Origin of the sequence: Rubricoccus marinus, assembly GCF_002257665.1 — a bacterium.
Lineage (GTDB): Bacteria > Bacteroidota > Rhodothermia > Rhodothermales > Rubricoccaceae > Rubricoccus > Rubricoccus marinus.
Map to the genome: position 1 here is coordinate 3,437,154 of NZ_MQWB01000001.1, position 12,659 is coordinate 3,449,812.

Below are 12,659 nucleotides of genomic sequence, written 5' to 3' on the forward strand. Positions count from 1 at the left end.
GCGTCGTGAGAAGCCGTGTACGCCTCTGGCGGGGTTGGGTCCCGCGCCTCTGGCGCCAGAGGCGCGGGGCTTTAGCGCAGGGGGACGCTCACGCCGGCTGTGAGCACGAAGTCTGAGGCGGAAATCGCCGCCAGAGGCACGCGTACCCCCAGGCTCGGCTGCACGCTGGCGCCTTCGTACGTCACCATGGCGAGGCCGCTGGCAAAGAGCTCATCGAAGTACCGGTCCGTTCCTCCTTTGGGCTCGTACCGGCCGAGGGCGCCGACTGTGAGAGCGAGTGCGCTGAAGCGGAGATCGGTGAACACAGCCCCCGTGACGGCCGCGTTCGTCCTCGGAAGGTCTAATTCCTGACCGAACCCATCGGTTGGCAGATCTCCTGTGTAGTACGAAAGCACGGGCGCGATCTCGCCGCGGACGCTGGCGGCGGCGCTCAGGTCGGCTTCGCCGCGGAGCGCGAGTCGGGCCGAGACGACATCGGTTTTGTACGCCTCGAAGTTTTCCCGGTCTGCCGAGAACCCGGCAGCGGCGACATCCGGCGTGAACCCCACACCTCCGCCGGTCGCGGCGGGAAGCCACACGCCTGCCTCTACCTCCGCTCCCGCCAGAGGCCGCGTCGCAAAGCCGACGTACGGGTTACCGATGTCGAACGAGGTTTGCGTGGCACCGATGCTCCCCACGGTGTCGTTAAACCGAACGGCATATAGCGCGACCGGCAGCGAGCCCACGATGGCGCCACGTGCGCCGACCGGAACGCGCGCCGAGAGGATCCCGACGTACGAGTCGGCGCGGCCTTCTCCCAAGGCCTCCCCCCTGTCGTTGGTGAAGAGGATGTCGGTGACGCTGCCGTAAGCGATGTCGAGGGAGACGGACGGCCCGTCGGCGGAGGCGCGCCACGGCGTCTGGGCGGATGCGCCAGAGGCCAGCGCGGCGAGAGCGAGGAGAAGAAAAGAGCGGAGCATAGGAAGTGAAGTGTGATGTGGCAGGAGCTACGCGAACGGTGCGCCAGGCCCGTCCCACCGCGCGTCGAAAAAGGCCGCGACGGTCGCCGCGTGGTCCGCGAACGTCTCGCGCGTGCCCACGTCCTCGCCTCTGGCGGGAGTGGTCTCGCCAGAGGCGGGTTTCTCCAGCATCAGGACTGGCACGCGCTCGCGCGTGTGGTCGCTGCCGCGGTAGGTGGGGTCGTTGCCGTGGTCGGCGGTGAGGAGGAGGCGGGCGCCGGGCGGCAGCGCGGCTTCCAAGTCCGGAAGGGCGCGGTCAAAAGCTTCGAGGGCGCGGGCGTAGCCCTCGGGGTCTCGGCGGTGGCCGTAGAGCTCGTCGAAGTCCACGAGGTTGGTCCAGACAAACGTCGGCTCGCCAGAGGCCGCGGCTTCGCGGATGGCGTCGAGCGTTTTCGCGACCCCGTCAGCGTTGCCGGCCGTCTTGGTCTCCACGTCGACGCCTTTGCCGCCGAACAGCGCGCTGATCTTGCCGATCGCGACCGTCCGCACGCCCGCGTCCTGGAGCGCGTCCAGAACCGTCGCCTCTGGCGGGAGCAGCGAGTAGTCCTTGCGCTTCTCCGAGATGCGCGTGTAAGCGCCGGGCTCGCCCGTAAACGGACGCGCGATCACGCGCCCGACGGCGTGCTCGCCCACGCAGACCTCGTTCCGCGCCGTCTCGCACATCGCGTACAGCTCCGCCAGAGGCGTCGTCTCCACGTGCGCGGCGATCTGGAAAACGCTGTCGCCGGACGTGTAGACGATGGGTTGGCCGGTCCGCTGGTGCTCCTCGCCCAACTCGGCGATGATCTGGGTGCCGCTGGCGGGCACGTTGCCCAGGATGCCGTCTACACCGGCGCGCTGGCAGAAGTCCGCGACCACCTCTGGCGGGAAGCCATCCGGATACGTCGGAAACGGCGTCTCCAGCACGAGGCCCGCCAATGCCCAGTGCCCCGTGGTGGAGTCCTTGCCCGCCGCGCGCTCGGTCAGGCGCCCCCACGAGGCCTCTGGCGCGTCGGCGGGCTCGACGCCCGCCAGAGGCGCAATGCGGCCCAGCCCGAGGCGCTCCAGGTTGGGCAGGTGCGGGTGCTCGGCTTCGCAGACGTGACCGAGTGTGTCGGAGCCAGAGTCGCCGTAAGCCTCGGCGTCTGGGCCGTCGCCGACGCCGGCGCCGTCGAGGATGATGGTGACGAAGAGCATGGGAGAGCCGGGAAAGGTGGGCCGGAAGATCGCGCCCGCCAGAGGCCTCCGGTGTTTGGAGCGCGTGTGGCTCGCGGGCGGGGGAACTACTGACGCCCCCGCAGCGGGGCACGCGCCAGAGGCGGGCAACGAACGCGGCCTCTGGCGGAACAAATCGAGCCGCGCCCCTCCTCACGCCCTCACGCCCTCACGCCCTCACGCCCTCACGCCCTCAATCCACGATCACGCAGGACTCCTCGGTGGTGTACGTCTGGTGCAGCGCCGTCACGGCGTCCTGCCGGAGCAGGTTGGGCGTGACGTGCCGCGGCCCGTAGACCGCGATGCCGATGCGGACGGGGTCGCCGTCGCGGGTCAGGTTGCGGGCCCAGCGCTCGGCGCCCGGCCCCTTCATCTCGCACAGCGCGCCCAGCACGAGGTCGCCCATCGCGAGGACCTCGCGCGTGCCCGGGACCGCCATGAGCCTCTGGCGCAGCGCCGCCGCGTGCGCGTCGATTTCCTCGGGCTCGCCTTCCAGGATGTCCTCGGCATCGTGCGGGACCACGAGAGCGAGCGAGAGGTCGCGCCCTTGCTCGCGGGCCGCGTTGATCTCCTTCTCGACGCGTTCCATCGCGCCTTCCAGAGACGAGCCCGACGAGGCCTCTTGCGTAGGCGCGTCTTCGGGCAGGTCCAGGACGCGCGCGGCGAGGTCCGCGTAGGCCGAGATCAGGCCCTCGGCGCGGGGCGTCAGCGGCTGGTCGTCCAGCACGTCCAGGACGAGGCACGGCGAGCCAGGTGCGGTGCGGAGCGAGCGGACGGCCGTTTCGCCCACGGCGTCGGCGTCCATGCCCGGCAGAAGGCCCGCCTCGTTGCCGCCCAGCACGAACGTCGCGAGGCCGGCGGGCAGGTCCGCCAGAGGCCGCGCGCTGCGAGCGTCGAGGGTGCGGGCGTCGGCGTGCGCGTGGATCGCCGCGCTCGCCGCGCCGGAGGCCGCGAGAACGGTGTAGCCGTCCGGGCTCGGGCGCACGATCGCGGCGGAGCCGCCGGTCACGTCCACGAGCGAGCGGAGTAGCGCTCCGGCGCCAGAGGCGTCCTGTTCCCACCACTCGGGGCGGGAGCGCGCAGGGCGCGCGGGTTCTCTGCTGGAAGGGGTCGTCGGCACGGAGGGGGCGGAGTCGGGAGCGGGGGACGCCGCGCTCTCGCCAGAGGCACGGCGGTCCGAGGCCTGGGGCGCGGCGGCCTCGGCGCGGGGGGAGGGGGCCGTCGGCTGCGCTGGGGCCTCTGGCGAGGCCGCGCTGGGCACGGCGGCGGTCTGGAAACGCGGGGACTCCGGCTCTTTGCGTTCGGTGTGGACGCGCACCTCGGAGATGCCGAGCGTCTGCTCGTTCCACTTCGCGATCTGGTCGGGCTCCTGCCCGCCCCAGAGCTCGGCATCCCGGCGCCGCGCACGCAGCCACGTCGCCAGCAGCACCGCGGCGCCGACGACGAGCATGAATAGAAAAAGCCAGAGGAAGACCTCCATGGCAAATGCGAGCGAGAAGGAGCGCAATCGGGCCGGCCGGCAGGGCGTCTGTCGGACGGCGCCAATCTAGTGACAGCCGTTCGGCTCACCCGCTCCGCCGGGCTCGCTCACGCTAGCTTCGCCAATCCTCTCCCCACCACACCCGATGGACACCTACTACAAGCCCGAGCACCTGCCTCGCTTCGGCGAGATCGCCGAGGGCTCCAAGCCTCTGGCGGACGCCTTTTTCTCGTACTACGGCAAGGTCTTCGAAGACGGCGCCCTCACCGCGCGCGAGAAGGCGCTGATCGCGCTCGCCGTGGCGCACACCGTGCAATGCCCCTACTGCATCGACGCGTACACGCAGGACTCCCTCGCGAAGGGCTCGGACCTGGAGCAGATGACCGAGGCCATCCACGTGGCGACGGCCATCCGCGGCGGCGCGAGCTTGGTCCACGGCCTCCAGATGCTGGACGGCGTCAAAGCGCAGACGATGTAGCGCGTCGGACAAGCCCCGACTTCCCCGTAAGACCTTTTGCGCCGCCTCTGGCGCCCGACCGACGCTTTTCCGCATGTCCACGCTTCCCGGCGACCGCCCGATCCCGACCGCCCCTTCCACGCCAGAAGCCTCTGGCGACGGCTCCGTGATCCCGCTCCACGTGCTCTCTGCCGAGCTGATCGCGTCCGTGGAGGACGGGCCGAAGCGGACGTCGAGCCTCTACGGCCGGCGCACGGCACTTGCCGCGCCAGAGGCGCAGATCGAGGCGCTCGACGCCGTGCCTCTGGCGTCGGGGCCGAGCCAGAGCGGGTCGTTCCACCGCGACCTCATGGCGAGCGGATGGGAGGCGGGCATCCAGCCGGCGCCGCTGGAGATCTTCCAGATCAACATCGGCAAGCTGTGCAACATGACGTGCATGCATTGCCACGTGGACTCCGGGCCGGACCGCGTGCAGGAGAACATGGACCGCGAGGCCGTGGACGCCTGCCTCCGCGCCATCGACCACATCCAGGCGCACCCCCTCGGCGGAGGCCTCCACACCGTAGACCTCACCGGCGGCGCGCCGGAGCTCAACCCGCATTTCGAGTACCTCGTCGATGAATGCGTCGCCAGAGGCCTGCACGTCATCGACCGCTGCAACCTCACCATCCTGCGCGTCAAGCGCTACCGGCACCTCCCCGAGTGGTTCGCCGAGCGCGGCGTGGAGGTGGCGTGCTCGCTGCCGCACTACCGCAAGATGGGGACGGACGCGCAGCGCGGCGACGGCACGTACGGCAAAAGCATCGAGGCGTTGAAAATGCTCAACGAGGCCGGCTACGGCCAGGGCGACCCCAAGCGTGTGCTCACGCTCGTCACCAACCCGGTCGGGAGCTTCCTGGCGGGCAACCAGGAATCGCTGGAGGGCGAGTGGAAAGAGGCGCTGCAGCGCAACCACGGCGTGCAGTTCGACCGCCTCTTCGCGCTCAACAACATGCCGATGAGCCGCTACCTGGAATGGCTCATCGAGAAAGGCCAGTTGGAGGGCTACATGGAGAAGCTGCTCGCCGCCTTCAACCCAGGCACGATCGACGGGCTGATGTGCCGCAACACGGTCTCGGTCGGCTGGGACGGCAAGATCTACGACTGCGATTTCAACCAGCAGTTGGAGATGGACGCTGCCGTCCCGTTCGCGCACGTCGGGGATTTCGACCTCGGCGCGTGGCAGGCGCGGACGGTCAAGACCGAGCGCCACTGCTACGGCTGCACCGCGGGCTCAGGCTCCTCGTGCGGCGGCGCGACGGCGTAAGGGGCCAGTAGGGTGGGGCCAGTAGGGAGTGGGCCTCTGGCGCCAGAGGTTAGTCGGAGGCCCACTCCCCTCCGGATACACCGATGAGCAGCGAGACGTCGCGCCAGAGCGGCGCGCCAGAGGCCGCGCGGTCGGCGGCGTCGGGCGGCAGGCTCAGGTCTATAACGCCCCGTTCGCGCCACGTGGCGAGAATCGCTTCGGGGTCCAGCGCGACGGGAAACATGAGCGGGAAAGTGCCCTCGCGCGAGAGCGAGAGCCACACGCCGCGGGCCTCTGGCGAGGGCGGGTAGGCGCCTGCGCGGCGGAGCGCGAGGGCGCAGGAGAAGCAGTCCGGGAAGGGATCGCGCGTGTTGAGCGAGAGCGTGCGTCCATCGCGCAACGTGACCGTGAGGATGTTGAACAGGCTCTCCTCGTCGCGCGCCACTGAGCGGACCGATGTGGAGTCCAGGTCGCCGAGTTGCGCTTCCACGTCGCGCATGTCCAGCCTCTGGCGAGCGATCTCGTTGCGCGCGAGCGCGCGGCCGAGGCCGAGGTGCGCCTCCGCGCTGGCCAGGCCGCGCCCCGGCACCGCGTCGGCGCCGAGTGTGAGCACGAGGCGCGGCGGCGGTGCCGGGTGCGCGTCCTCTACGCCTCGGCGGATCGCGCGGATCACAGGCGACTCGGCGAGCACGCCCAGGCCGGCCCGGATTGTCGCCTCGCCAGAGGCCGGCGCGTACGCACCCTCGATTTCGTACGTCGGACCGATCTGCTCACCTAGCAGGTTCTGAACGTGCGCCCGTGCCGAGACCCACCCCTCGCCCGAGGGCGCGTAGATGGCGCCAGAGGCCGAAGACGGCAGCACAAAGTCCGTGATCGTCCCGCCGACGACGCCTCTGGCGCCCACGCCGACGTACACCCCCGTTTGAACCGACGGGAAGCTCATTTTCCCCGGAGACCACTGCAGCCCGAAAGTGGCCGCGACGCGTCCGGCGCCGGGAGGAGCGGGCGGCAGAACGGTGTGCGTCGTGGCGCCGCACCCACCGAGGAGGAGCGACGCGAGGACGAGCGCCAGAGGCCTCTTACGGGCTGCTCTCACGCGAGGCCGTGCGCTGCGGCCCACTCGCGGAGGCCGTCGCGGGCGTCTTCCGCGAGGTCCGGGACCGAGACGGCGATCTCGACGAAGAGGTCTCCGCGGCCTTTTTTGGTCTTTACGCCCTGACCGCGCACGCGGAACGAGGCGCCCGGCTGCGTGCCGGCGGGGATTTTGACGTTCACCTTCTGCCCGTACGGCGTCTCGATCTGCCTCGCCGTACCCAGCATGGCATCCACGGCGCTCACCGACTCGGTCACGCGGAGGTCGTCCCGTTCGCGCGCGAACCGGGGGCTCTCCTCCACCTCGAACGTGATGTAGAGGTCGCCTCTGGCGCCAGAGGGTCCGGCGTCGCCGCGGCCCTTGAGCCGGATCTTGGTGCCGTTGCGGACGCCTTCGGGGATCGTGATGCGGAGCGTCTCCCCGCCAGGGACCGTGATCTTGGACGGCCCGCCTTCGAGTGCTTCCCCGAACGAGAGCGTCATCGACGCGTCGATGTCGCGTCCACCAGTACCCGGACCTCGGGCGCCAGAGGCCGCGCCGGGCCGCGGGCCGCCAGCGGCGCCCCCGAACGGGCTCCCGCCTCCGCCGAACATCTGGCTGAAGATGTCGCCGAGGCCGTCGGCGCCGAAGACCTCGGCCTCTGGCGCGGGCCGCCAACGGCTCCCGTCGCCCGCGCCGCCCGAGAACGGCGAGCCGCCGCCGAACGGGGAGCCGCCGCGGCCGGCGAACGGGTTGCGGCGCATCTGGTCGTACTCCTTCCGCTTCGCCTCGTCCCCGACCACGTCGTAGGCGGACTGCACCTCCTTGAACCGGTTCTCTGCGGCGCTATCGCCCGCGTTGCGGTCCGGGTGGTACTTCTGAGCCAGCGTGCGGTACGCCTTTTTGATCTCCTTCTGAGAGGCGGTCTCGCTGACGCCAAGCGTCGCGTAATGGTCGGGGGCGGGCATGAGGGGTGGCGGCGTGCGCACCTCATACCCCGACCTCCCCCCAGAGCGTTCCCGAACGGCGCCAGAGGCCACGCGCGCGCGTTTCCAGAGCCGAGGCTAGGGGGAAAGCCGGAAGCGCAAGCCGCCTGGAATCCCTGCCGTTACACGTAGGGTTCGTTGGAGGCGCCTCGTGCGCTCCCTTCTCACCCTCCCTTCTCTGAACATGGCTCAGACCTGGTATTGGATCGGCCTAGTTGCGATGGCCGTTGGCTCCGGCGTCTTTGGCGTCGCCGCCGCGCGAGCGCCCGAACGCCGCTGGCAGATTCTCTGGACGCTCTACTTCTTTATCTGCCTTATCGCAGCCGTCCTCTACCTCGTGATGGCGACGGGCTTCGGCTCCTACGTCTCCGCCGACGGGACGAAAACGACGTGGGTGCGCTACGTGACGTGGTTTACCTCCACGCCGTTGCTGCTTCTCGCGCTGACGTACCTCGGGCGGAGCTCGATGCCGCTCGTGGCCTCGCTGCTGGGCGCCAACGCGTTCATGATCGCGACGGGCTTCGTGGCGACGATCCTCCCCGAGGACGCGCTGAGCCTCACGTGGTGGGCGATTTCCACCGGCGCGTACGTCGCGATCGCGTGGGCCTTCCTGGGCCGCTACAAGCGCGAGGCCAAGGCGGCCCTCCCGGCCTCTGGCGCCGTGTTCGACCGCATCGTGCTCGTCCACCTCATCCTCTGGACGGCCTACCCGGTCGTGTGGATGCTCTCGCCCGAAGGCCTCGACCTCGTGGGCGACGGGCCAGAGGCGCTGATGTTTACGATCCTCGACATCGCGGCCAAGGTCGGCTTCGGCTTCCTAGCGGCGAACTCGCTACGGCAGATCGAGCAGAACGGCGAGGCCGCCGCGTTCGAGCCCGGCGCTCCGGCCGTTGTGGCCTCTGGCGTTCGCGCGCGGGCCTAGTGGACCCGGAACGCGCCAGCCTGCAATCCGAAGACGACTCGACCTTCCACCGCCGTGCCGCCGTTGTGGGCACGGCGGCGCGGTGGGGCCTGGCCGTCGTGATCGGGCTGGCGCTGCTGGGCCTCTTCGGCGGCGTGGGGCCGCTCGTCTCCACCGAGGCCTCTGGCGCCAGAGGCCTCGGCGTCCGGTATGACCGCTTTGCGCGGCTGGACGCGCCGATGCGGCTGCGCGTTACGCTCCCTCGCGGGGACTCCGCCTTCGCAATCGTCGGCGGTTTCTCGCGCGACCTGAACGCGGAAAGCATCTCGCCTGCGCCAGAGGCCGAGGCCTCCGTCGGGGGCGGCGTGCGGTACGTGTTCGCCTCTGGCGAGGCGCCGACCCAGGTCGCCCTCGTGCTCCGCCCCGTTCGGTTCGGCGGCGTGGGCGGCGAGATCGTGCTGGACAGCGGGGACCGCGTGGCCGTCCGCACGTTCGTCTACCCCTGATATGGATGCTGTCCTCCGAGGCGTCGCGGTTTACGCCTTTCTCGTCCTCGTCTTCAGCGCGCTCGGGCGCCGCACGTTGGTGCAGACGACCAACTTCGACCTAGTGCTGGTCATCATCATCGGGCAGAGCACGCAGCTCGCGCTGCTGGGCGACGACTACTCGGTCACGAACGCGTTTTTGCTCATCGTGACGCTTCTCGGCGCGCACCTCGGGCTGGCGGCGATCAAGTCCCGGCTGCCGCGGGCGCAGCGCTGGCTGGGCGGCGGTCCGCCGCTGATCGTGGTGGAAAACGGGTACCTCCTGGAAACGCGCGCCGCGAGCGTCGGCGTCGGGCAAGACGACGTTCTCCTGGCCGCGCGCGAGCTCCACGGTCTGGAGCGGATGGACCAGGTGGCGTACGCGATCGTGGAGCGCACCGGAGCCATCTCCATCGTCCCCCGCGCCTGAGCCTCGGGATTCGGGTGCGGGCCTCTGGGGCCAGAGGCGCCCGCTTCGGCCTTGCGCGAGCGCGCCGGGCGGCGCAAGGTTGAGGACTGCGGTACGCGCCAGAGGCCACGGATGTAACTGACCGGCCTGTCGGCGCGTCCTGCTCACACTCCACCCCGATTCGATGCCGCCGTTCTCTCTCGCGAGCCGCCTCGCCGTTCTCGTCTTGCTCGCGAGTCTTGGCAGCGCCTCTGGCGCCCAGACGCTTTTGAAGGGCCGCGTGACCGACGCCGAGACGGGCGAGAGCCTGCCCGGCGCGAACGTGGCACTCCTGGACCGGGACGGCGCCGTGATCGGCGGCGCGGCCACCAACCTCGATGGCGACTTCGCGCTGCGCGTGGACGCGCTGCCGGCGCCTCTGGCGGTGCGGTTTATCGGCTACGAAACGGCGCGGCTTACCGTGACCGAGACGCCAGAGGCGCCCCTGGCGGTGGCGCTCGTGCCCTCGGCGGCAACGCTGGGCGCGATCACGGTGACGCCGGGCGAGGACCCTGCGGTGGCGCTGATGCGGCGCGTGATTGCTAGGACGCGCCAGCAGCGCGAGGCCATCGGGCCGTACGCGGTCACGGCCTACGGCCGCACGACGATCCTGGGCTCGGACGGCGACGTCGCGGGCGTCTCCGAGGCGGCCTCGGACGCGTACTGGTCGCCAGAGGCGGGATGGCGCGAGGCCGTCGTCGCGCAACGGGCGACGTCGAACCTGGGATCGGGCAGCGTCCCGGCGGTCGCCAGAGGCTTGGTGGACCTCCTCACCTCCGACATCCGCCTCTCGGGCCACCGCCTCATGGGGCCGACGCACCGCGACGCGCTCTCGGTGTACCGCTTCACCATCACCGGGAGCACGCAGATCGACGGCCGCCGCGTGACAGAGGTCACGTTGGAGCCTCGGCGGCGCACCGCCAGCGCGTTTGTAGGCACGCTGCTGATCCTGGAGGCGACCGCCGACGTGCTCGAAGCCGACCTGCGCCCCGGCCCGGCCTTTCTCTTCCCGCCGCCCATCCAGGTCTCGGGCGCGCGCTACCGCCAGCAGTACGTCCCCGTCGCCGCGGACTCCTCGCTGTGGCTCCCGGCCGACCTCCGCTCCGAGATCGGCATCGGCTTCGCGCTGGACCTCCTCGTCTCCGCCGACCCGATCACGATCCAGAGTGCGGTCCAGCTTTCCGGCTACCGCCTCGGCGTTGCCGCGCCGGACTCGCTTCTCGCCGGGCCTCTGGCGCAGCGCGCTCCCCAAGCAGACAGCACGCGCCTGGCGCAAGAGGCCGCGCCGCTGACGGACGCCGAGGCCGAGGCCTACGCCGCGGGCGACAGCCTGGGCTCCATCAACGAGGCGTGGGACTTCAAGGGGCCTCTGGCGGGGCTCCTGCGCCGCTCCATCCGCGAGGGCGAGCAGGCGGCGGCGGACTCGGCGCGCGCGCCCTTTTCGTTCTCGTTCGCGCCCGTTGTCGGCGCGAATCCGGGCGAGGGCTTCCGCGGCGGGCTCCGCCTGGGACTCCGCGCCGGGCCGCTCGCGGTCGCGCCAGAGGCGACCTACCGCACCGCCGATGGCGGGATCAACCTCGGCGCCGACGCGCGGCTGCGCCTCTGGCGAGGCGAGGACGTGAGGATTGGGCTCCTCGCGGACGCCTCCAAGGGCGTCGCGAGGCGGGCGTCGCCGCTCACGCCCGAGATCTACGCCGGCGTCAACGGCCGCGGCGGGTATTACGACCGCCAGAGGCTCGCCGTCGGGCTCGGCGCTTCGCACGGCGATCTCGGGACGGTGCGGACCGGCAACTTTATTCAGGTCACGGCCTCTGGCGAGGCGCGCGTGCGGTTCGTCGCCGAGAGCGCGCAGACGTTCAACCCCGGCTCCGCCGATGACGGCCCGCTGGATAGCGACCTACTCGGTCTGGGCCTGGACTTCCAGCGGCTCACCACGCGCTCGGTCCAGATGCAGGCGGGCGTCGGCACGCTGGAGGCGCCGTTGGGGCTGCTGCCGCGCCAGGCGATCCAGGTCAGCGCCGAGGCGGGCGAGTGGGTGCTCAACGGCACCTTCTGGACCGCCGAAGCCGCGCTCGACACCCGCTTCGCGACGTTCGCGCGACGCCGCGCCCTCGCGCCCGCGCTCGACGTGCGCCTCGCCGCCGGAGCCTCTGGCGGGAGCGTGCCGCTTACGCGCCTGCTCTCCGTGGACGGCGTGCTGGGCGAGGACGCCATCGCGTTCAGCCGCTTCGGCGTGCTCCGCACGCGGACCGGCGTGCCGTACGAAGGCGACCGCTACGCCGCTGCGTTCTGGGAGCACTCGTTCCGCTCCATCCCGTTCGAGATCCTCGGGCTCGGCGGTCTCGCAAAGCGCGGCTACAGCGTGATCCTCCACGGCGCCCACGCGCGCACGTGGCTGGACGCCGAGCGCGAGGCCGATCTCGGCGCGTTCGGCTATGCCCTCTCCCCCTCCGATGGCTGGCACCACGAGGTCGGCGTCTCGGTCAGCGGCATCCTCGGCCTCTTGCGCGTGGACCTCACCCAACGGCTGGACGCGCCGGATACGGTGGTGGGCTTTGGCCTCGCGCGGCTGTTCTAGACGCGAGGCCTCTGGCGCCCAAAGCCGCGCCCTCTGGCGCCAGAGGCTAGACCGTCGCGAGCGCGTCCAGGATCTGGCGGACGGACGCGCGCTGCGTGTAGTCCGCCTCCACGAAGGCCGCTCGGATCACGCCCGAGGCATCGATCACGTAGGTCGCCGGCACGGGGAGCTCCCAGAGATCGGTCCCGTTGTACGGCTCCAGATCGATGCCGACGGCCCGGTAGCGCTCGCGCGTGGCGGCATCCACCTGGAACGTGAGGCCGTACGCATCCGAGACCGCGCCGCCGGCGTCGCTGAGGACGGGGAACGCCAGCTCGTTCTTCTGCTGCATGGCGATGGACGAGTCCGGCGCCTGCGGCGAGATCGCGGCAAGCGTGGCGCCGGCGGCCTCGATCTCCGCGAGGCTCTCCTGGTAGTCGCGGAGCTGCGTGTTGCAGTAGGGGCACCACGCCCCGCGGTAGAACGTGAGCACGACGGGGCCTCTGGCGAGGAGGTCCGAGAGCTGCGTCGTGCTCCCGTCCACGCCCGGCAGCGCGAAATCGGGCGCCCGGTCCCCCACGTTGAGCGCGGTGTTGGCCGCCATCTCGGCCGTGACCGCAACGGTGTCCGCCTGCGCCACGTCGGCCGTCTCTGGCGCGGGCGCGTCGGGCTCGGTGCAGGCCGCTAGTGGCAGCAAAAGGGCGGGAACGAGGAGGCGAAGCATCGGGATCGGGGCGGTGGAGCGCATCAGACGACC

12 protein-coding genes are annotated in these 12,659 nt (G+C 70.9%); 6 read left to right on the forward strand and 6 right to left on the reverse strand.

Annotated elements, in window-relative coordinates; translation table 11 throughout:
• Nucleotides 1–71: 71 nt before the first annotated feature.
• From BSZ36_RS14570 to BSZ36_RS14580, 3 genes are all read right to left on the reverse strand, one after another.
• Nucleotides 72–959: a hypothetical protein gene (locus BSZ36_RS14570; RefSeq protein WP_094550223.1), complete on the reverse strand. Its 888-nt coding sequence runs from the start codon at nucleotides 957–959 to the stop codon at nucleotides 72–74.
• A gap of 27 nt (nucleotides 960–986) precedes the next feature.
• A complete protein-coding gene (locus tag BSZ36_RS14575) occupies nucleotides 987–2,174 on the reverse strand; it encodes a phosphopentomutase (RefSeq protein WP_094550226.1) in 1,188 nt (395 codons plus the stop codon).
• A gap of 211 nt (nucleotides 2,175–2,385) precedes the next feature.
• Nucleotides 2,386–3,672: a hypothetical protein gene (locus BSZ36_RS14580; protein ID WP_094550228.1), complete on the reverse strand. Its 1,287-nt coding sequence runs from the start codon at nucleotides 3,670–3,672 to the stop codon at nucleotides 2,386–2,388.
• Nucleotides 3,673–3,817: 145 nt separating this feature from the next.
• Here BSZ36_RS14580 and BSZ36_RS14585 point away from each other — a divergent pair, with 145 nt between their 5' ends.
• Together BSZ36_RS14585 and arsS are read left to right on the forward strand one after the other, a co-directional pair.
• A complete protein-coding gene (locus BSZ36_RS14585) occupies nucleotides 3,818–4,150 on the forward strand; it encodes an arsenosugar biosynthesis-associated peroxidase-like protein (RefSeq protein ID WP_094550230.1) in 333 nt (110 codons plus the stop codon).
• A gap of 73 nt (nucleotides 4,151–4,223) precedes the next feature.
• The gene (gene arsS, locus BSZ36_RS14590) at nucleotides 4,224–5,435 is read left to right on the forward strand and encodes an arsenosugar biosynthesis radical SAM (seleno)protein ArsS (RefSeq protein ID WP_094550232.1); all 1,212 of its coding nucleotides are present in this window, start codon (nucleotides 4,224–4,226) and stop codon (nucleotides 5,433–5,435) included.
• 49 nt (nucleotides 5,436–5,484) lie between these two features.
• Here the strand turns inward: arsS and BSZ36_RS14595 are convergent, their stop codons facing one another.
• On the reverse strand, nucleotides 5,485–6,510 hold the full coding sequence (locus tag BSZ36_RS14595; protein WP_143536917.1) for a hypothetical protein: 1,026 nt from the start codon (nucleotides 6,508–6,510) through the stop codon (nucleotides 5,485–5,487).
• The gene (locus tag BSZ36_RS14600) at nucleotides 6,507–7,454 is read right to left on the reverse strand and encodes a DnaJ C-terminal domain-containing protein (protein WP_094550236.1); all 948 of its coding nucleotides are present in this window, start codon (nucleotides 7,452–7,454) and stop codon (nucleotides 6,507–6,509) included. The genes BSZ36_RS14595 and BSZ36_RS14600 overlap by 4 nt, the downstream gene beginning before the upstream one ends.
• A gap of 202 nt (nucleotides 7,455–7,656) precedes the next feature.
• On the opposite strand from BSZ36_RS14600, the gene BSZ36_RS14605 reads away from it, so the two are divergent.
• From BSZ36_RS14605 to BSZ36_RS14620, 4 genes are all read left to right on the forward strand, one after another.
• Nucleotides 7,657–8,394, forward strand: coding sequence for a bacteriorhodopsin (locus BSZ36_RS14605; RefSeq protein ID WP_094550238.1), 738 nt, complete (start codon nucleotides 7,657–7,659; stop codon nucleotides 8,392–8,394).
• Entirely contained in the window at nucleotides 8,394–8,879 is a 486-nt protein-coding gene (locus BSZ36_RS14610; RefSeq protein ID WP_094550240.1) for a hypothetical protein, read from the forward strand. Before BSZ36_RS14605 ends, BSZ36_RS14610 begins: the two co-directional genes overlap by 1 nt.
• Before the next feature lies 1 nt (nucleotide 8,880).
• Nucleotides 8,881–9,327, forward strand: coding sequence for a DUF421 domain-containing protein (locus tag BSZ36_RS14615; protein ID WP_094550242.1), 447 nt, complete (start codon nucleotides 8,881–8,883; stop codon nucleotides 9,325–9,327).
• 163 nt (nucleotides 9,328–9,490) lie between these two features.
• The gene (locus tag BSZ36_RS14620; protein ID WP_094550244.1) at nucleotides 9,491–11,923 is read left to right on the forward strand and encodes a DUF5686 family protein; all 2,433 of its coding nucleotides are present in this window, start codon (nucleotides 9,491–9,493) and stop codon (nucleotides 11,921–11,923) included.
• Nucleotides 11,924–11,969: 46 nt separating this feature from the next.
• Here BSZ36_RS14620 and BSZ36_RS14625 read toward each other — a convergent pair whose 3' ends face one another.
• Entirely contained in the window at nucleotides 11,970–12,626 is a 657-nt protein-coding gene (locus BSZ36_RS14625; protein ID WP_218827686.1) for a peroxiredoxin-like family protein, read from the reverse strand.
• Nucleotides 12,627–12,659 lie beyond the last annotated feature (33 nt).